General features: G+C 68.8%; 16 protein-coding genes. 13 read left to right on the top strand and 3 right to left on the bottom strand.

Going from position 1 to position 17,192, the window contains the following annotated elements; genetic code table 11:
• Window positions 1–46: 46 nt before the first annotated feature.
• A complete protein-coding gene (locus F6B43_RS11585) occupies window positions 47–763 on the top strand; it encodes a nucleotidyltransferase family protein (protein WP_170285638.1) in 717 nt (238 codons plus the stop codon).
• The gene (locus F6B43_RS11580; RefSeq protein ID WP_246159917.1) at window positions 763–990 is read left to right on the top strand and encodes a hypothetical protein; all 228 of its coding nucleotides are present in this window, start codon (window positions 763–765) and stop codon (window positions 988–990) included. The genes F6B43_RS11585 and F6B43_RS11580 overlap by 1 nt, the downstream gene beginning before the upstream one ends.
• Window positions 991–1,388: 398 nt before the next feature.
• Here F6B43_RS11580 and F6B43_RS20065 read toward each other — a convergent pair whose 3' ends face one another.
• The 3 genes from F6B43_RS20065 to F6B43_RS11565 all read right to left on the bottom strand — a co-directional run bounded on the left by F6B43_RS20065 (window position 1,389) and on the right by F6B43_RS11565 (window position 3,080).
• The gene (locus tag F6B43_RS20065) at window positions 1,389–1,505 is read right to left on the bottom strand and encodes a ribbon-helix-helix protein, CopG family (RefSeq protein WP_343030096.1); all 117 of its coding nucleotides are present in this window, start codon (window positions 1,503–1,505) and stop codon (window positions 1,389–1,391) included.
• A 315-nt stretch (window positions 1,506–1,820) separates the two neighbouring features.
• Complete coding sequence (locus tag F6B43_RS11570; RefSeq protein ID WP_150449079.1) at window positions 1,821–2,270, bottom strand: HTH domain-containing protein; 450 nt, start codon at window positions 2,268–2,270, stop codon at window positions 1,821–1,823.
• A gap of 93 nt (window positions 2,271–2,363) precedes the next feature.
• A complete protein-coding gene (locus F6B43_RS11565) occupies window positions 2,364–3,080 on the bottom strand; it encodes a GntR family transcriptional regulator (RefSeq protein ID WP_150449078.1) in 717 nt (238 codons plus the stop codon).
• A 142-nt stretch (window positions 3,081–3,222) separates the two neighbouring features.
• Between F6B43_RS11565 and F6B43_RS11560 the strand changes: the two genes are divergently transcribed.
• The 11 genes from F6B43_RS11560 (at window position 3,223) to F6B43_RS11510 (ending at window position 17,117) form a co-directional block, all read left to right on the top strand.
• Window positions 3,223–4,167 carry a PDR/VanB family oxidoreductase gene (locus tag F6B43_RS11560; RefSeq protein WP_150449077.1) on the top strand — a complete coding sequence of 315 codons (945 nt, stop codon included), beginning with the start codon at window positions 3,223–3,225 and terminating at the stop codon, window positions 4,165–4,167.
• A 91-nt stretch (window positions 4,168–4,258) separates the two neighbouring features.
• Window positions 4,259–5,593 carry an aromatic ring-hydroxylating oxygenase subunit alpha gene (locus F6B43_RS11555; protein WP_150449076.1) on the top strand — a complete coding sequence of 445 codons (1,335 nt, stop codon included), beginning with the start codon at window positions 4,259–4,261 and terminating at the stop codon, window positions 5,591–5,593.
• Entirely contained in the window at window positions 5,586–7,115 is a 1,530-nt protein-coding gene (locus F6B43_RS11550) for a glutamine synthetase family protein (protein ID WP_150449075.1), read from the top strand. The genes F6B43_RS11555 and F6B43_RS11550 overlap by 8 nt, the downstream gene beginning before the upstream one ends.
• A gap of 49 nt (window positions 7,116–7,164) precedes the next feature.
• Complete coding sequence (locus F6B43_RS11545; RefSeq protein ID WP_150449074.1) at window positions 7,165–8,622, top strand: aldehyde dehydrogenase family protein; 1,458 nt, start codon at window positions 7,165–7,167, stop codon at window positions 8,620–8,622.
• 16 nt (window positions 8,623–8,638) lie between these two features.
• On the top strand, window positions 8,639–9,649 hold the full coding sequence (locus F6B43_RS11540) for a phosphotriesterase family protein (protein WP_150449073.1): 1,011 nt from the start codon (window positions 8,639–8,641) through the stop codon (window positions 9,647–9,649).
• An 18-nt stretch (window positions 9,650–9,667) separates the two neighbouring features.
• Complete coding sequence (locus F6B43_RS11535) at window positions 9,668–10,687, top strand: phosphotriesterase family protein (RefSeq protein WP_150449072.1); 1,020 nt, start codon at window positions 9,668–9,670, stop codon at window positions 10,685–10,687.
• On the top strand, window positions 10,684–11,340 hold the full coding sequence (locus F6B43_RS11530) for a cysteine hydrolase family protein (protein ID WP_150449071.1): 657 nt from the start codon (window positions 10,684–10,686) through the stop codon (window positions 11,338–11,340). Before F6B43_RS11535 ends, F6B43_RS11530 begins: the two co-directional genes overlap by 4 nt.
• On the top strand, window positions 11,337–12,911 hold the full coding sequence (locus F6B43_RS11525) for a GMC family oxidoreductase (protein ID WP_150449070.1): 1,575 nt from the start codon (window positions 11,337–11,339) through the stop codon (window positions 12,909–12,911). The genes F6B43_RS11530 and F6B43_RS11525 overlap by 4 nt, the downstream gene beginning before the upstream one ends.
• Entirely contained in the window at window positions 12,908–14,326 is a 1,419-nt protein-coding gene (locus F6B43_RS11520; protein ID WP_150449069.1) for an amidase family protein, read from the top strand. The genes F6B43_RS11525 and F6B43_RS11520 overlap by 4 nt, the downstream gene beginning before the upstream one ends.
• Window positions 14,323–15,687, top strand: a complete 1,365-nt coding sequence (locus F6B43_RS11515) for an amidohydrolase (protein WP_150449068.1) — start codon at window positions 14,323–14,325, stop codon at window positions 15,685–15,687. The genes F6B43_RS11520 and F6B43_RS11515 overlap by 4 nt, the downstream gene beginning before the upstream one ends.
• Entirely contained in the window at window positions 15,684–17,117 is a 1,434-nt protein-coding gene (locus F6B43_RS11510) for an amidase (RefSeq protein ID WP_150449067.1), read from the top strand. The genes F6B43_RS11515 and F6B43_RS11510 overlap by 4 nt, the downstream gene beginning before the upstream one ends.
• Window positions 17,118–17,192 lie beyond the last annotated feature (75 nt).

The raw sequence follows: 17,192 nt of genomic DNA, 5'->3' as shown, positions 1-17,192 counted from the left end.
CGACGAGACTCCTCCGACGCAGAATCACCCGACGTACGGCGAGGTCGTGACTTTCTACAACGACCTCGCGGCAGCGGTGCAGCGCAAGATCGCGGACCTCAATTGGCCCCCGTTGCTGCTGGAGCGCCCGTTCGAGGTCACCTCACGCGCGAAGACGCTCGACACACTCAGACAGAAGCTTCAACGCGACCGAAGCACACCCCTTCAGAACGTCCAAGATATTGCGGGCGTGAGGTTCGAGGCAGAGATGTCGCTCGACGAACAGGACGCTGTGGTGAATGCCATCTGCGGTACCTTCGGCCACGACATGGCCGAGAGCGTCCGGGACATGCGCACCGATCCTCACAGCGGTTACCGCGCTGTCCACATCTGGCTGCGGTTCCCATCGCGGGTCGAGGTTCAGGTTCGCACGCATCTTCAAGGCCAGTGGGCGAACGTCTATGAGTCGGCGGCGGATGTGCTCGGACGAGGCATTCGATACGACGAAATGCCCGAGGGCGAGCTCGAGCAAAAGCTGGTGAGAGGGTTGCGGGAGATGTCTACGATCCGAATCGCACGGATGGAGAAGGACAGGAATGAGATCGCGAAGCTTGACCTGCTAGTTGGAGATCTGGAACGCAAAGGAATCACCGATCTCCCGGAGGAGCTACGCCTTAGACTTGACCGACTCAAGACTCGCGGCAAGAGTAACGAGGACAAGCTGAAAACGACGCTCGCAAAGTTGCGGACGTTCTTCGAGCAGGAGCGCGAGAGAAGGGCTTGATGATGCCAGGATTCGTCATCGAATATCACCGGCCCAGTGGCGACCGACGCGTGCACGCGTTCCCAGGCGAAAGCGGTCACCGCGACGCGTTGAAGTATCGACTTGCCCTGGAAGACCGGCGAGTGGACGAAGACTGGGAAATCGCGTCGCTCAACAGTGACTCGCTTGAGACTCTTCAGAAGACCCACGCCCGCTACTTCACCGGACGGGAGCTGCAGACCGCGTAGCCCGTCGGGACAATCTGCCGTCCCCACGTGCCGTTCACCCTCGGCACATGTAACGACGGCTGTAGTGGCCTCTTTGCTGGTGGGAAGTCTGCATGACCGCGGGAGGGCATCCCGGGTACCTCGCGGGACGGCACCCACTCACGAAGCTTCCGACTACTGACTGTTTAGGTTGGCCCGCAAGGGTCGGTCAAGGGGCCTTCCCTCCGAGACCAAGATGACTCGACGTCGCAGCACTCGTGGACTGCTCAGATTCGCGTATGACCCGCCCGGTTTGGATTCGCAGTTCGGTGCGTCAAACGGACACGGAATGCCTCGAATGGGACTTCACAGCGGCTGAGCGGCGGCCACCACGATGTCCTTTGGATCGGCGCCGTGTTTGAGCGCGGTGTCGCGAACCTTCACACAGCGTACGCGGCGATGGCTTCACGGATCAGCTCGGACCGTGACTTGTGCTCCCGTGCGGCGCGCGCATCTAGAGCGGCAAGCTCGTCGGCTGTAAGGCGGAGGGCGACCACCTGGGCTGGCTTCACTCCGCGGCCGGGCCGCCCACGTCCTCGCCGCTTGAGGGCGTCGCTGTCATACCCGGCTTGGACCTCCGGAGCCCACGCCGAGATCTGCTCTTCGGTGACAGGTACGCCGTTGATCGTCTCTTCGCCACCCCCGCAGGGCCCCTACCCGGACACGTCCTTTCACTCATTGACGCGCATTGCCGATGACGGGACGGAACTCGAACTCATCTGCGGGGTAATCCGTCAACCCCCTGCGAAGCGGACTTGCGAGTAACCGGCGGACTCACCGAACCCTGACACGCCGGACTCACGAGAGCTTCGCTATCGCGGGCGCGCCAGATTGACGGCGTTGATGAGGTGAGACCCCCGGAGAGCGAGGATGTATTTGGTCTCGCTCGGGAGCGATCCGGGGTCGGTGAGGGCCATTCCGAGGTCTTCGATGTCCAGTCCCGTCAGGCGGGCGATGTTGCGAAGGGTGAGTCCACACTCGGCGGTCAGAGACTCCACTATCCCGCGAAGACGTTCGTCGTCGTCGATGTCCATACCGTAAGCCAGCTGCGCGGTGAGAACCGATATGCGGGCGCTCTCCTCCGGCAAAAGGGCGTGTTCGCCTCGCTTCGACTGCGCTGCGAGTGACGAAGTGTCGGTGAGAAGACCGTCCAGTTTGCCGGCATCGATCTGGGTCATGGCCTGAAGGGCATGCGCGGAGAGCCGATCCTCTGCGATCAGTCTTCTCAGATCAGCGGTCACACTCGTCCCCTGCGTCATCATCACCCCATTCTCTCCACCTCATCGGTGGGACGAGGGAGGTCGGGGTCGTCCGGGCCTGTGAAAGCGCAGAGGTGAAGCCGTGGGCTGCGAGCGTCAGCCGCGGAAGACGGTGGACGAGCGCTGCTCGTACCAGCGTGCGAGGTGCTCGCCGGCCTTGATCACGTGCTCGCGCATCTCGCGGCCGGCAAGTTCGGCGTCGCCAGCGGCGATCGCCTCGATGATGCGCAGGTGCTCGCGGTAGTTCTCCTCGCGGTGACGCGGGTCGCCCACGAGCAGCTGCGCCGACACGTTGCGAGGGAACGTCTCGTTGATCTCATCGATCGATCGCGCGAGTCGCTGGTTGGCCGAGACTGTCGTGATCGTGTTGTGGAACACGTCGTTCTCGCGGCGGCTCTCCGCTCCCGAGACGTCGTCCGGTGAGGTGAGGGGGTGGTCGAACATCTCCTGGTTCGCGACGCGGAGTCGTTCCAGGTCGTCGGCGGAGATGCGGTCGACCGCGCGCGCGGCAGCGAGGGCTTCGAGCTCGGCTCGCACCTCGTAGGCCTCGCGCACCTCCCACGGGGCGGGCACGCGCACGACGGCACCGCGATTGGGGACGACGTCGATCAGGCCGCCCGTCTGCAGCTGCCGGAGCGCCTCGCGCACCGGGGTGCGGCTGACGCCGAAGTCGCTCGCGAGCTCGGCCTGGCGCAGCTGCGCACCGATCGGGATGTCGCCCGACATGATCCTCGCCCGGATCTTCGCCGCGATCTCGTCGACGAGCGCATGCCCCGTCGCCTCGGTCGTGATCGTGTCATCCGTGGTGGGCATATGCCTGGGTCTCCGCATCCTGCGCACAGTGTGCCGCGCGTTTGGAACGGTACCAGACGGGTGCCGATGTCATACAGAATGACGCGGTCTGGCCACACAACCTGCAATATTGGATCCAGAAAGGTGATGATAGGATCCATTCATGACGTCGCACGAGGAATCACCGGACGTGCCCGCACGCGTCCGGAGCATGACCGTCGCTGCCACCGGTGTGCTCAGCGTCGAGCTGGTCCCGGTCGAGGGCGCCCTCCCGACGTGGGAGCCCGGTGCCCACATCGACCTCGTGATCCCCGGGGTGCCCGTGCGCCAGTACTCGCTGTGGGGTGCACCGGAGGATGGGGCGCTCCGCATCGCGGTCCTGGAAGAGCACGAGAGTCGAGGCGGCTCGTCGTACGTGCATCGGACGCTCCGGCCGGGCGACACCGTCGAAGTGCGCGGGCCGCGCAACCACTTCGTGCTCGAGGGCGCCTCCGAATACCTCTTCATCGCCGGGGGCATCGGCATCACCCCGCTCTTGCCGATGGTCCGCCGGGCGCGCGAGAGCGGCGCGACGTGGACCCTGGTCTACCTCGGAGCGACCGCTGAGCGGATGCCGTTCCTCGACGAGCTGCGCGGGTACGGCGAGAACGTCGTCGTGATGCCGCGTGATGCAGGCGATCGGGCGGATCTGCCCGCCCTCCTCGCCGCCCATCCCGCGGGCCTGGTCTATGCGTGCGGACCGGAGCGGATGCTGGGCGAGCTGCGCGAACTGCTGCCCGACGGCGACCGGCTGCGCTTCGAGTACTTCGCGGCGCCCGAGGTCGAGGCATCCGATCAGACGGGTTCGTTCGTCGTGCGGCTCGAGCGCACAGGCGTCGACGTCGAGGTGGTCGAGGGCGTGAGCGTGCTCGAAGCGATGCGCTCGGTCGGCGTGGACGTGCTCTCGGACTGCGAAGAGGGGATCTGTGGAAGCTGCGAGACCGGCGTGCTCTCGGGCGAGGTCGACCACCGGGATCTCGTGCTCACCAAGCAGGAGCGCGCCGCCAACGACTGCATGATGGTCTGCGTTTCGCGCGCGGCCTGCCCGCTTCTCGTCCTGGACGCCTGATGCGGGCCATCACAATGCGGACCATCACCACGTGGATACACGCAATGTGGATACAATCAGATAGAAATCGGATACCAACGGGAGTCGCGCCATGCTGAAGCAGGAAGACAACGAGAAGATCACCCGCTCGGGCCCGGGTACCCCGCTGGGCGTGCTGCTGCGCTCGTACTGGCAGCCCGTGGGGCTCGTCTCCGAGATGCCGGGGGAGCGGCCGGTCAAGGCCATCCGGATCATGAGCGAAGACCTCGTGCTCTTCAAGAAGTCGAAGGGCTGGGGTCTCATCAGCCGCTTCTGCGCGCATCGCGGTGTCGACCTGTCGTATGGCCGGCTCGAGGAGGACGGCCTCCGGTGCCTCTATCACGGCTGGCTCTACGACGCCGAGGGGCGCTGCATCGACCAGCCCGCCGAGCCCGAGCACAGCCAGTTCCTCGGCAAGATCCGCATCGCGAACTACCCGTGCATCGAGAAGAACGGCCTGATCTTCGCCTACATGGGTGCGGGCGACCCGCCGCCGTTCCCCGCGTACGACTGCTTCATCGCCCCCGACGAGTACACGTTCGCGTTCAAGGGTCTGTGGGAGTGCAACTACCTGCAGGGGCTCGAGGGCGGCATCGATCCGAGTCACGTGTCGTTCCTGCACCGCTTCATCCAGGAAGACCCGCGCGAGGTGTACGGCCAGCAGTTCAGTGAAGAGGTCGAGGGCACCGGCAAGAAGCTGTCGATGCTGGTCGGCGAGAGCTTCCGCCCCGACATCGAGGTCGAGAGCGCCGACCACGGCCTCCGCGTGTTCGCGATCCGCCAGCTGACCGAAGACATCAAGCACGTCCGCGTCACGAACCTCATGTTCCCGAACGCCTTCGTCGTGCCGTTCGGCAACTCGAAGGTCTTCACGCAGTGGCACGTGCCGATCGACGACGAGAACCACTACTGGTTCATGATCTTCTACGACTTCGCCGAGCCGACCGACAAAGAGACCCTTCTGCAGCAGCGTCTCGAAGGCGTGAGCCTGCCCGACTACCGCCCGCTGCGCAACCGCAGCAACAACTGGGGCTTCGATCCTCGTGAGCAGCAAGAGCTGACCTACACCGGCATGGGCCTGGACATCAACGTCCACGATCAGTGGGCGGTCGAGAGCATGGGCCCGATACAGGACCGCACGGTCGAGCGACTCGGGGTGTCAGACCGAGCGGTCACCGCCAATCGGCGCATGCTGCTGCGCGCCATCGACGCCTTCGCGGCCGGCGGGCAGGTGCCCTCGCACCCCGTCAGCGACGACGAGGCGGCGGCACTCACCGGTCCGCTCGCGATGGACACCATCGCCGCCAACGACGCGTGGCAGACGCGCTGGATCGAGCGGGAGCACGAGCGTCGCCAGGCATCCCCGTGGGCCGCGCAGCCGAGCGTCGAGGTGTCGATCGATGCATGAGCGCAACGTCGACGAGCGACCCGTGGCCGAGGGCGGCGGGGGCGTCTCCGCACGCCCGATGCTGCCGAAGGACCGGGGCGGATTCATCGAGAAGCACGATCTGTGGGATGAGGCGCAGTACGCCGCCGCGGGTCAGATGCGCCGAGTCATGGACGAGCTCGGAATCGAGATGGTGCGGTTCTCGTTCGTCGATCAGCACGGCATCCTTCGCGGCAAGACCCTCACCAGGGCCGCCGTGCCGACCGCCCTGCGCTCCGGCGTCACGGCGCCCAGCTCTCTGCTGCTGAAGGACACGTCAGGCCAGTCGGTCTACTCGGTGTTCGCCGCCGAGACCGGCGTCGGAGTGAGCGGCTTCAGCGGAGCCGGAGACGTCGTGCTCGTCCCCGACCCGACGACCTTCCGGGTCCTGCCGTGGACCGAGCACACCGCGATGGTGCTCTGCGACGTACGGTTCCCCGATGGAGGCATCGTGCCGTTCTGCACGCGCACGCTCCTGCGCACGCAGCTCGACGCCCTGAGCGCGCGGGGACTCGGCATGCGCGTCGGCGCGGAGCTCGAGTTCCACGTCTACCGGACCGATGGGCAGGAGCTCGACGTCGAGCACGTCGGCGCGCCCGGTCGCCCCGGAGCGCCGAGCCGCACGCATCCCACCACCCGCGGAGCGCAGCTCCTGCACGAGGAGGGGCTCGATGCGATGCAGCCCCTCGTCGACGCGCTCTACCACGGGCTCACGCGCCTCGATCTGCCGTTGCGGTCGATCGAGCTCGAGTTCGGTCCGAGCCAGTTCGAACTGACGATGGAGGCGGGGGATGCCGCCGAGATCGCCGACGCGGTCGTGATGTGCCGCGCTGCCGTGCGGAGCATCTGCGCGCGACTCGGTTATCACGCGACGTTCATGTCGCGCCCCCAGGGCGCCGACGGCGCGTCGACCGGATGGCACCTGCACCAGTCGCTCTACGAGCTCGAATCGGGATCGGGCGCCTTCGTGCCCGATGCCCCGGGCACCGTGCTCTCGCTGCTCGGTTCAAGCTACCTCGCGGGCCTCCTGGCGCATGCCGCGGCATCCTCCGCCTTCGCGACACCGACGGTCAACGGCTACAAGCGCTACCAGCCCTTCTCGCTCGCGCCCGACCGGATCGCGTGGGGGATCGACAACAAGGGCGCCATGATCCGTGCCGTGGGGTCGACCGGCGACCCGGCCACCAGGCTCGAGAACCGCTCGGGCGAGCCGGCGGCCAACCCCTACCTCTATATCGCCTCGCAACTGGTCAGCGGCATGGACGGGGTCGATCGCGGACTGATCCCGCCCGCCCCGACGACCGAGCCGTATGCCGCCGCGGCTGAGCCGCTGCCGACGAATCTCGGCGCCGCGATCGATGCGCTCGTGGCCGACGAGGCCTTCCGTACCGCCTTCGGCGACGCCGTGGTGGACTGGTACGCGACGATCAAGCGCGCCGAGTTCGCCCGATATCTCCGCCACGTCTCCGACTGGGAGCAGCGCGAGTACTTCGGCATCGTCTGACCCGAATCGGCACCCGTCGAGGCTCTGCCTCGCCGAGAAGGAGAAACACATGAGCATCAGGAGCACGCTTCCCGCGCTGTCGGCCTACGAGCCGTTCCTCAGGGGAGCGGAGTGGGTGGCGCTCGATGAGCGCGAGACCCTCGACATCATCGATCCCGCCACCGAAGAGGTGCTGACGACGGTCGCCCAGGCGACAGCGGCGGATGTCGATGCCGCCGTCGCCGCCGCGGTCGCCGCCCACGAGGATCGGCGCTGGCGCGGCATGGTGCCCCTCGAGCGGACCCGGATCCTCAACCGGATCGCCGACCTCATCGAGGAGAACCTCGAAGAGCTGGCGATCCTCGAGACGCGAGACAACGGCAAGCCGATCGAGCGGTCGCGCGCCGACACGGCCACCGCGGCGCGGACGTTCCGTCACTTCGCGGGCGCGCCGTCGCGGCTCACCGGGACCGTCATCCCGATCGACGGTGGTGGGCACCACGTCTACACGGTGCTCGAGCCGGTCGGGCCTGTCGCCGTCATCCTGCCCTGGAACTTCCCGATCATGACGGCCTCGTTCAAGCTCGCGCCTGCCCTCGCCGCCGGGTGCACGATCGTCGCCAAGCCCGCGGAAGACACACCGCTCACGCTGCTGCGCCTGGCGCGGCTCATTCATGAGGCGGGTGTGCCCGAAGGCGTCCTCAGCGTGCTGACCGGCGACGGCCGTGTGGGCGCGGCGCTCACCGCGCACCCGGGCATCGCGAAGGTGTCGTTCACCGGGTCGACCGAGGTCGGCCGCAGCGTCATGCTGGCCGCCGCGGGCGACTTCAAGCGGCTCACGCTCGAACTCGGTGGGAAGAGCCCGAACATCGTCTTCGCGGACGCCGACCTCGACGCCGCGGTGCTGACCGCGATGCGCGCCTCGTTCGGGCACTCGGGTCAGATGTGCACCGCGGGCAGCCGGCTGCTCGTGCAGCGATCGATCCTCGGCGAGATGACCGAGCGACTGACCCGTGCCGTACAGGCCGTGCCGGTCGGCGACGGGCTCGCCGGAGGCATCACGGTCGGCCCGCTCGTCTCGGAGGAGCAGCGCGAGCGCGTGCTCGGCTACATCGCCGACGGAGTGGCCGAAGGCGCGACTCTCGTGACGGGCGGTGGCACGCGCGGCCCGGGCTATTACGTCGAGCCGACGCTCTTCACCGGAGTGACGAACGACATGAAGATCGCCCGGGAAGAGATCTTCGGCCCCGTCGTCGGGGTGATCCCGTTCGACGACGAGGCGGACGCCGTCCGCATCGCCAACGACACCGCTTACGGCCTGGCGGCCGGCGTCTGGACGAAGGACCTCTCGCGCGCCCACCGCATGGCCGACGCGATCCACGCCGGGACGGTGTGGATCAACACCTACAACGTCTTCGACCCCGCACTCTCGTTCGGCGGCGTCGGAGAATCGGGGCTCGGCCGCGACCTGGGCGAAGAGGGCCTGCGCGGATTCCTCGAGTCCAAGAGCGTGGTCGTGGCGCTGTGAGTGGGAGAGCACTGTGATGGATGCCGTCCAGAGCGTCACCGGTCCGCTCGCTCCCGACGAGCTGGGCGTCACGCTCCCGCACGAGCACGTCTTCATCAACATGACCAGGACGACGCCGCAGGACGGCTACCTGAACGTGTGGTCCGAGATGGAGGACGAGCTGCGGGTCTTCAGCGCGGCCGGAGGCTCGACGCTGATCGACATGACCAACGGCGAGCTCAGCGACTACGCGGCGCCGATCGGGTGGAGCGACGATCTTCGCGTCATGCAGCAGAACCCCGACACCGGGTCGCGATCGGTCGCCAACGTCCTGGCGACGAAGGCCATGGCCGAGGCGACGGGCGTACAGGTCATCCTCGGCACGGGGCACTACTACGAGACCTACCTCGACACGCGCTGGTTCGATCGCAACTCGACGAACAAGATCGCCGACTACCTGATCGCCGATCTGCTCGACGAGATCCCGGGGACGGGGGTGCGCGCCGGGATCATCGGCGAGATCGCGTCTGACCTCTCGCACATCACCGCGGTCGAGGAGCGCTCGTTCCGGGCCGCGGCGCGGGCGAGCCGCGAGACCGGGATCATGGTCTCGACCCACGCGGCATCCTTTCCCACCGGCATCGCGCAGCTCGAGATCATGGTGGAGGAGGGGGTCGACCCGTCGCGGGTCGTGATCGGCCATGCCGACACGGTCAAGAGCACCGACTATTCGCTCGAGCTGCTGCGGAAGGGCGCGTTCGTCGAGTTCGACTGCCTCATGACGTGCCGCGTCGGCGGGGCCCTCGTGATGCCGCAGATCGAACGGCGCATCGCCTACCTCCAGACGCTGATCGCGGCGGGGTATCAGCACCGCATCCTCCTCTCGCAGGACGTGTGCCAGCGGTCGCACCTGCGCGCGCTCGGCGGACCGGGCTACACCTTCCTCTTCGAGGAGTTCGCGGCGATCGCCCTCGAGCGCGGCATAGACCCCGATGTCCTCCGTGAGATCCACACCGACAATCCGCGTCGCGCGATCTTCGGCGAGTAGTTCCAGAAGGGAATCCGGATGCCCATCCACACCGTCCTCGGCCCGATCGAGGCCGACGAGCTCGGTCCGACGTCGATGCACGAGCATCTGCTGAGCGATCTGCGCATCTGGGCCAAGCCGCCGAGCGAGCTTCCGCCGGCGGGTGTGGAGATGGGGCCGGAGCTCATGGCCTATCTCCGGTGGAACTTCCTCTCCGTACCCGAGAACATCGTCCTCCACGACCCCGACGTCGCCGCGCGGGAGCTGGCGTTCGTGAAGTCGGCGGGAGGATCGGGCGTGCTCGAGCTGACGCTCGACGGCATGGGCAGACGCCTGGAGGAACTGCCGGAGATCTCTCGCAGATCGGGCGTGCACGTCATGGTCGGGGCGGGGTTCTACGTCGAGGACACGATGGCCGACGACGTGAAATCCGCGTCCGTGGACGAGCTCACCGCGACTCTCGTCTCGCAGCTCGTCGACGGTATCGGCCACACCGGCATCCGGCCGGCCCTCCTGGGCGAGATCGGCACGAGCTGGCCCATCACCGACGCCGAATGGCGTGTCGTGCGGGCGGCAGCGCGGGCGGGCGTCGAGACCGGGGCGGCTGTCTACACGCACCAGTCGTTCCGCGGGAAGGGCGGCGTCGCCGTCCTCGAGGCGATCCTCGACGAGGGGATGAGCGCCGATCGGGTGATCATCGGCCACCTCGACGAGTTCTGGGACAAGTCGTATCACCGCGACATCGCGCAGGCCGGGGCGATGCTCGCCTACGACACGTTCGGCTCGGACTTCTCCTACGGCAGCCCGGCGATGCGCAATCCCACCGATGGTGAACGCCTGGAGATGGTCGAGTGGCTCCTGTCGGAGGGCTTCGGCGGCCAGCTCGTCATCGCGCAGGACGTGTGGGCGCAGGCGAACCTCCGTCGCAACGGCGGGAACGGGTACGACCACCTCTTCGCACGGATCGGGCCGGCGATCACCGACATCGCGGGGGGCGACGAATCCGTCATCCGCACCATTCTCATCGACAACCCCCGAAGACTCCTGGAGCGCCCATGACCGCCACACCCCCCGCCGCCCCCACCGCCTCGGCATCGGATGCCGTGCAGATCGTCGGGCAGCCCGTGCTCATCGTCGTGGACATCCAGGGCGGGACCGGCCAGAGCGCCCCGGGCGAGGGCGGCATCCCGATCATGGGGGGCCGCGCCGAGCGCGCGCCCCGGCAGCTCGCCCTGGTGACCGCGGCGCGCGAAGCGGGAGTCCCCGTCGTGTTCATCCAGGAGGTGCACAAGCCCTCGCTCATCGACATCGGCCGCGAGCTGGACGGCGCCGAGGGTCCGCACTGCATCGAGGGCGACGACGGCACCGACCTCGCGGCGTGGCTGCTGCCGCTCCCGCAGGAGTTCCTGATCCGCAAGCGCCGGTACTCGGCGTTCTTCGGCACCGAGCTCGAGATCGTGCTGAAGGCGTACAAGGCGGAGACCGTCATCCTCATCGGCGGTCTTACGGATGTGTGCATCCACTACACCGCCGTAGACGCACACCAGCACGACTACCGCGTTCGCGTCGTGCAGGACGCGGTGGGCGGCTCGAGCGAACGAGCGCACACCGCCTCGCTCGAGGCCATCGCCTACCTGCAGCGCGACGCGCTCGTCAACGCCGAGGACGTCGTGGCCCACTTCCGGTCCCTCTCGGCGGCCTCGCACTCATGAACGGGGACCTCCCCGCGGAGGTGGAGTACGTCGTGATCGGCGGCGGCACCGCGGGGAACGTGGTGGCGTCGCGCCTCGCGGAGGCGGGGCGCGATGTGCTCGTCCTGGAGGCCGGCCCCGACTTCGGACCGGAGGGCGACCCCGCGTGGCCCGCCGACATCGTGGATGCCACGCGCCTCGGCCGCTCGCACGACTGGGGCTACGACTCCGGCGACAGCTACCCGTTCACGCTCGGATTCGAGCGCGCGCGGGCGATCGGCGGAAGCTCGGACTTCAACGGCTGCACGCAGACGTGGGGACACCGGCGCGATTACGACGCCTGGGCCGAGTCGGGCCTCACCGGCTGGTCGACCGACGACCTGCTGCCCCTGTTCCGCGAGGGCACCCGGCGCATGCGCGTGACCACCTATCGCCCTGAGGAGCTCACTCCGTGGCAGGGCGCGTGGTACGACGCGGCACCCGCCGTCGGGATGCCGCGGCTGACGACGCTGAACGATGTCGACGAAGCCGCAGGCTTCGCCCCCGAGGACGTGAACATCGAACGCGGCGTCCGGGTCAATACCGCTTTCGCGTACCTCGACCCCGCACGAGCCCTGCCGAACCTGCGCGTCGTGGGCGACGCGCTCGTGGACCGCATCGTCGTGGAGGCCGGGCGCGCTACGGGTGTCGTGGTGCATCACGGCGGTGAGATCTCCCGGGTCCGCGCCGGCACGGTCGTCCTCGCGGGAGGTGCGTACAACTCGCCGACCGTGCTGCTGCGCTCGGGCATCGGACCTTCCGCACAGCTCGGCGCCCTCGGCATCCCCGTGGTCGCCCACCTGCCGGGCGTCGGCGAGAACCTCCACGACCAGCCCTTCCTCCTGATGAGCTGGGAGGGGTCGGACGAGATGACGGCAGCGATGGAGCACGCCCGTGCCGCCGGGTGGGCACCCGACGAGCAGGCCATGGGGAAGGCCGCGTCGAGCCACGAGAGCGAGGCGTTCGACCTGCACTTCCTGCCCTACAGCCCCACCCACCGCGGCGATCGCAAACGCTGGAGCATCGGCACCTCGGCGCTCCTCCCGCGCTCGCGGGGATTCGTGCGGATTCGCAGTACGGATCCCGAAGCGAAGCCGGTGATCGACCACCGGTTCCTGAGCGATCCGGAGGGGATCGACGCGGCGATGCTCGCCGAGGGCGCGGGGATCCTGCGCGAGCTGGCGGCGAGCCCCGCGCTGGCTCGCGTGGTCGGACGCGAGATTCACCCCAGGCCCGACACCTTCTCGCGCGAGGCGTTGATCGCTCACATCTACGCCCACCCCGACAACTACTGGCACCCCGTCGGAACATGCCGGATGGGCACGGCCGACGACATCATGAGCGTGGTTGACGAGCGGGCGCAGGTGCACGGCATCGAGGGTCTGCACATCGCCGACACCTCGATCATGCCCCGCATCCCGCGTGCGACGACCGCTATGCCGGCCGTCGTGATGGGAGAGAAGGTCGCCCGGATCCTGCTCGCGGCCGCCGCCGCAGCATCCCCGAACCCGAACCCGAACCCGAACCCGACATCGAAGGGCTCCGCCGCATGACCGACGACCTCACCACCCTCAGCGCGCAGGCGCTCGCCGAAGCCATCCGCACTCGCGTGGTGAGCTCGGAAGAGGTCGTCACCGCGCACCTCGCGCGCATCGACGCGATCAATCCGGCCGTGAACGCGATCGTGTCGTACCGCCCGGAAGAGGCACTCGCCGAGGCGCGGGAGAGCGATGCGCTGACCGCCCGCGGAGTGTCGCGCGGACCGCTGCACGGTCTTCCGATCGCGGTGAAGGACCTCATGGACGTCGCCGGGGTGCGCACGACCCACGGATCGCGCATCTATAAAGACCACATCGCCGAGAACGACAGCGTGATCGTGTCGCGCATGCGCGAGGCGGGCGCGATCGTCGTCGGAAAGACGAACGTGCCCGAGTTCGGCGTCGGATCGCACACGTTCAACGAGGTCTTCGGGATCACCCGCAACCCGTACGACCTCTCCCGTTCCGCCGGCGGCAGCAGCGGTGGCGCCGCGGCGGCCGTGACGAGCGGGATGCTGCCGCTCGCCGACGGCTCGGACCTGGGGGGGAGCGTCCGGAATCCGGCCTCGTTCGGAAACCTGGTCGGCCTCCGCCCCACCGCGGGGCGCGTCGCCTCCGCCCGCCCGGGCAACGCCTACGACCCCGGGTCCGTGCTCGGTCCGCTCGCCCGTGACGTCACGGATGCTGCGCTGCTCATGTCGGTCATCTCCGGCCCCGAACGCCGCGCCCCGCTCTCGATCGACGAGGACGGCGCGGTGTTCCGTGGCCTGCGGCCCCGCGCGTTCGCCGGCGCGCGGATCGCCTACTCCGCCGATCTCGGCGGCCTGCCCCTGGATCCCGAGGTGCGGGCGGCGACGGAGGCCGCGGCGCGCCTTGCCGCCGATCTCGGCGCCGAGATCGTCCCGATCGACCTCGATCTGTCCGAGGCCGACCTCGTGTTCGAGACCTTCCGCTCACTCGAGTTCCTCGACGGGCACGGGCGAGAGATCGCGGAGTACCCCGATCTGGTCAAGCAGACCCTCAAAGACGACGTGTCGTGGGCTCAGACGTTCACGCCTGAGCTCATCGTCGCGGCCGCCGCGGGCCGCACCCGCCTCTTCCGCCGGCTGCAGGCCCTCTTCGACGACGTCGACCTGCTGCTGGCGCCGTGCGTGCAGGTGCTGCCCTTCCCCGTCGAGTGGGAGTACCCGATCGAGATCGACGGCGTCGCCATGGACAAGTACTACTCGTCGCAGCGGTCCTGCAGCCGGATCACCGCGACGGCCATGCCGGCGCTGTCGATGCCGGCCGCGTTCTCGTCGGGCGGTCTCCCGATCGGCGTGCAGTTCGTCGGCCCCTATCGCGCCGACGTCGCGCTGCTCGAGTACGGGATGACGTGGGAGTCCGCGGTCGCGGATGTCATGGCGCGACGGCCCGAGGTGCCGGCATGACCGGATCCGAGGGGCTCGCCGTCTATGTCGCACCCGTCGTGACCATGGATCCTGATCGCCCGCGGGCCGAGGCTTTCGCCGTCCGCGGCGATCTGATCGTCGCGGTCGGATCGCTCGCTGACGTGGTCGCGGCGGTACCCGACGGCACGCCGCGGCACGCTCTCGAGGGGGTCGTGCTTCCCGGGCTGATCGATGCGCATCTGCACATGCAGCGCGGGGGGCTCAAGGCGCTGACGTTCCTGCCGGCGGGAGCAGGCGTCGCCGAGTTCATCCGGACCATGCACGACACGTTCGACGACGAGGACTGGCCGGAAGGAGCCGCCCCCACCGTCGATGACCGTGTCCGCGGACTGTCGGTCATCCAGCCGCTGCTGCACGCGCTGGGCTTCACCGGCGTCGTCGACCCGGCGGCGACCCCCACCGAGCTGGCCGCCTATCAGGTCGCGCACGCGCGCGGCATCCTCTCCATGCGCACCGTGGCGATGCCGTACCTCGAGATCGGGTCGGACGAGATCCCCGACGTCGACGCCGCGATGACCCGGCTCGCCGGGGTCGGTGCATCGACGGGCTTCGGGGATGACACGCTGCGTCTGGGCCCCATCAAGGTCTACGCCGACGGCGAGGCGCTGAAGGGACAGGCTCTGCTCGACGAGCCGTGGGACGACTCCGGGTACACCGGCCTGGCCCGGATCTCGGACGACGACTTCGGCCGCCTCGTCGCCTTCTGCGCCGCGGCGGGGTGGGGCGTCGGCACCCACGCCGTCGGGGGCGCGGCCATCGCGATGGTCGCGCGGGCGTACCAGAGCGTCGGGGCCGCGGCATCCGAGAAGCGCTACCAGTTCATCCACGCCTATCTCGAGCCGAGCGCCGAGACCATCGCGCTCGGCGCGCGCACCGGGGCGATCGCCTCGCTGCAGCCGTCCATCATCTGGCACAACGGAGTGGGGCTCCGCGCGAAGCTCGGCGAGCGTGCCGAACGGGCCAATCCCATGCGGTCGTGGATCGACGCCGGCGCCGTGCTCGCGCTGGGCTCGGACGGACCGTACTTCGCCTTCGACCCGCGCCACCTCATCTGGCAATCGGTCACCCGCCGCATCGCGGGCGACGATCGCCCGCTGGATCCCGCCGAGGCCGTCACGGTCGACGAGGCGCTCGCCGGCTACACGACCGGCGCGGCCTACGCGAGCCTCGCCGAGGGTCGGCGCGGCATGATCCGCGAGGGGATGCTCGCCGACTGGGCCCTCTGGAGCGCCAGTCCCGCGGACGTGCCGATCGACCAGGTCCGCGACCTCCTCGTGCTGCGCACCGACGTCGGCGGCCGTACCGTCCATCGCATCGACCGCCCGGGAGGCGCCGAATGACCGACACGACCATCCACACCGCCCCCCTGTTCCGCTGGCCCGCGCGCGACCTCGCCGCCGGCATCGCGGCGCGCGAGATCTCGGCCGCCGAGGTCATGCGCGCACATCTCGACCGGATCGAGGAGCGCAACGGCATCCTCCGCGCGATCGTCTCGCCGGTCACCGAGTCCGACGCGATGCGGATGGCCGACGATGCCGATCGCGCGGTGGCGCGAGGAGACCGTCTCGGCCCGCTGCACGGCCTGCCGACCGGGGTCAAAGACCTCGTGGACGTCGCGGGCCTCCCCACCGTGAACGGCTCCGCCGCGTTCGCGGATGCTCCGCCGGCCGCACGCGACAGCGTGCTGGCCGAGAAGCTGCGGGCGTCGGGGGCCCTCATCATCGGCAAGACGAACACCCCCGAGATGGGGCTGGGCACGCTCACCTTCAATCCGGTCTTCGGGGTGACGCGCAACCCGTGGGATACGAGCCGGCACGCCGGTGGCAGCTCCGGGGGAGCGGGCGCCGCCGTCGCCGATGGACTTCTGCCGATCGCCGACGGGTCCGACAGCGGTGGCAGCATCCGATATCCGGCGTCGTTCTGCAACGTGGTCGGTCTTCGCCCGACGCCGGGGGCGGTTCCGACCGGACGCCTCGGCGACGGCTGGGCACCCCACGGCGTACTCGGGCCCCTCGCGCGCGATGCCGCCGACACCGCTCTTCTGCTGTCCGGGATCTCGGGTGCCGACGACCGCTGGCCCCTGTCGTGGGTGGACGATCCCGATGCGCTGCGAAACGGCGTCGCGCCGGAGCCGGGCGCCCTGCGACTGGGGTGGAGCACGGACGTCGGCGGGCTCCCGATCGACCCGGAGGTGCGCGCCGCTCAGGCGCGAGCACGCCGAGCGCTCGAGGCGGCGGGCGTGCAGATCGTCGACATCGAGCCCGACATGACCGGCGCCGATGAGTGCTGGGAGGCGATCGAGTTGTTCGCCTTCGGCGCCGATGGCGGGGCGCGGGTCGACGTCAGTCGAGACGGGTACCGCCCGGACTATCTGCGCAACGTCGACGAGGGGCGGGCCATGTCGGCGGACCGGCTCTCACGCGCCCTCGCCCGTCGTACCGAGCTCTTCCGTGCGACCGCGCGGGTGCTCCGTGAGGTCGACGCGATCGTGTACCCGGGTGCGCCCGTGCCCGCGCCGCCGGCGGAGGTGGAGTGGGTCCACGACATCGACGGCACCCACTTCGAGCGCTATTTCGAATGGCAGCGTACGGCCTGCCGCCTGACCGTGACGGGGCACCCCGTGCTCGCCACGCCCGCCGGATTCAGTTCGGACGGGCTGCCGGTCGGGCTGCAGGTGGTGGGCGCGTCGCGCGGAGACGCACGCCTGCTGGCGATCGGCGCGACGATCGAGGCGATCCTCGGGCACGTGGGTCGGGTTCCGGGAGAGTGAGAGAGCCAGTCGGGTCATAGCGAGGTTTTACGCTTTCGAAACAGGGCGGCCTGGTTATTGCATCCATACAGCTCT

It is taken from the genome of Microbacterium rhizomatis (assembly GCF_008710745.1).
In the GTDB taxonomy this organism is placed as follows: Bacteria; Actinomycetota; Actinomycetes; order Actinomycetales; family Microbacteriaceae; genus Microbacterium; species Microbacterium rhizomatis.
The sequence above is the reverse complement of the archived record's forward strand: the minus strand, read 5'-3'. Positions and strand labels throughout refer to the sequence as shown.

Bases quoted from the DNA above. Each gene is read 5' to 3' on its own strand.
- F6B43_RS11580 (WP_246159917.1), top strand. From the start codon at position 763: ATGATGCCAGGATTCGTCATCGAATATCACCGGCCCAGTGGCGACCGA.
- F6B43_RS11570 (WP_150449079.1), bottom strand. From the start codon at position 2,270: ATGATGACGCAGGGGACGAGTGTGACCGCTGATCTGAGAAGACTGATC.
- F6B43_RS11565 (WP_150449078.1), bottom strand. From the start codon at position 3,080: ATGCCCACCACGGATGACACGATCACGACCGAGGCGACGGGGCATGCG.
- F6B43_RS11560 (WP_150449077.1), top strand. From the start codon at position 3,223: ATGACGTCGCACGAGGAATCACCGGACGTGCCCGCACGCGTCCGGAGC.
- F6B43_RS11555 (WP_150449076.1), top strand. From the start codon at position 4,259: ATGCTGAAGCAGGAAGACAACGAGAAGATCACCCGCTCGGGCCCGGGT.
- F6B43_RS11550 (WP_150449075.1), top strand. From the start codon at position 5,586: ATGCATGAGCGCAACGTCGACGAGCGACCCGTGGCCGAGGGCGGCGGG.
- F6B43_RS11545 (WP_150449074.1), top strand. From the start codon at position 7,165: ATGAGCATCAGGAGCACGCTTCCCGCGCTGTCGGCCTACGAGCCGTTC.
- F6B43_RS11540 (WP_150449073.1), top strand. From the start codon at position 8,639: ATGGATGCCGTCCAGAGCGTCACCGGTCCGCTCGCTCCCGACGAGCTG.
- F6B43_RS11535 (WP_150449072.1), top strand. From the start codon at position 9,668: ATGCCCATCCACACCGTCCTCGGCCCGATCGAGGCCGACGAGCTCGGT.
- F6B43_RS11530 (WP_150449071.1), top strand. From the start codon at position 10,684: ATGACCGCCACACCCCCCGCCGCCCCCACCGCCTCGGCATCGGATGCC.
- F6B43_RS11525 (WP_150449070.1), top strand. From the start codon at position 11,337: ATGAACGGGGACCTCCCCGCGGAGGTGGAGTACGTCGTGATCGGCGGC.
- F6B43_RS11520 (WP_150449069.1), top strand. From the start codon at position 12,908: ATGACCGACGACCTCACCACCCTCAGCGCGCAGGCGCTCGCCGAAGCC.
- F6B43_RS11515 (WP_150449068.1), top strand. From the start codon at position 14,323: ATGACCGGATCCGAGGGGCTCGCCGTCTATGTCGCACCCGTCGTGACC.
- F6B43_RS11510 (WP_150449067.1), top strand. From the start codon at position 15,684: ATGACCGACACGACCATCCACACCGCCCCCCTGTTCCGCTGGCCCGCG.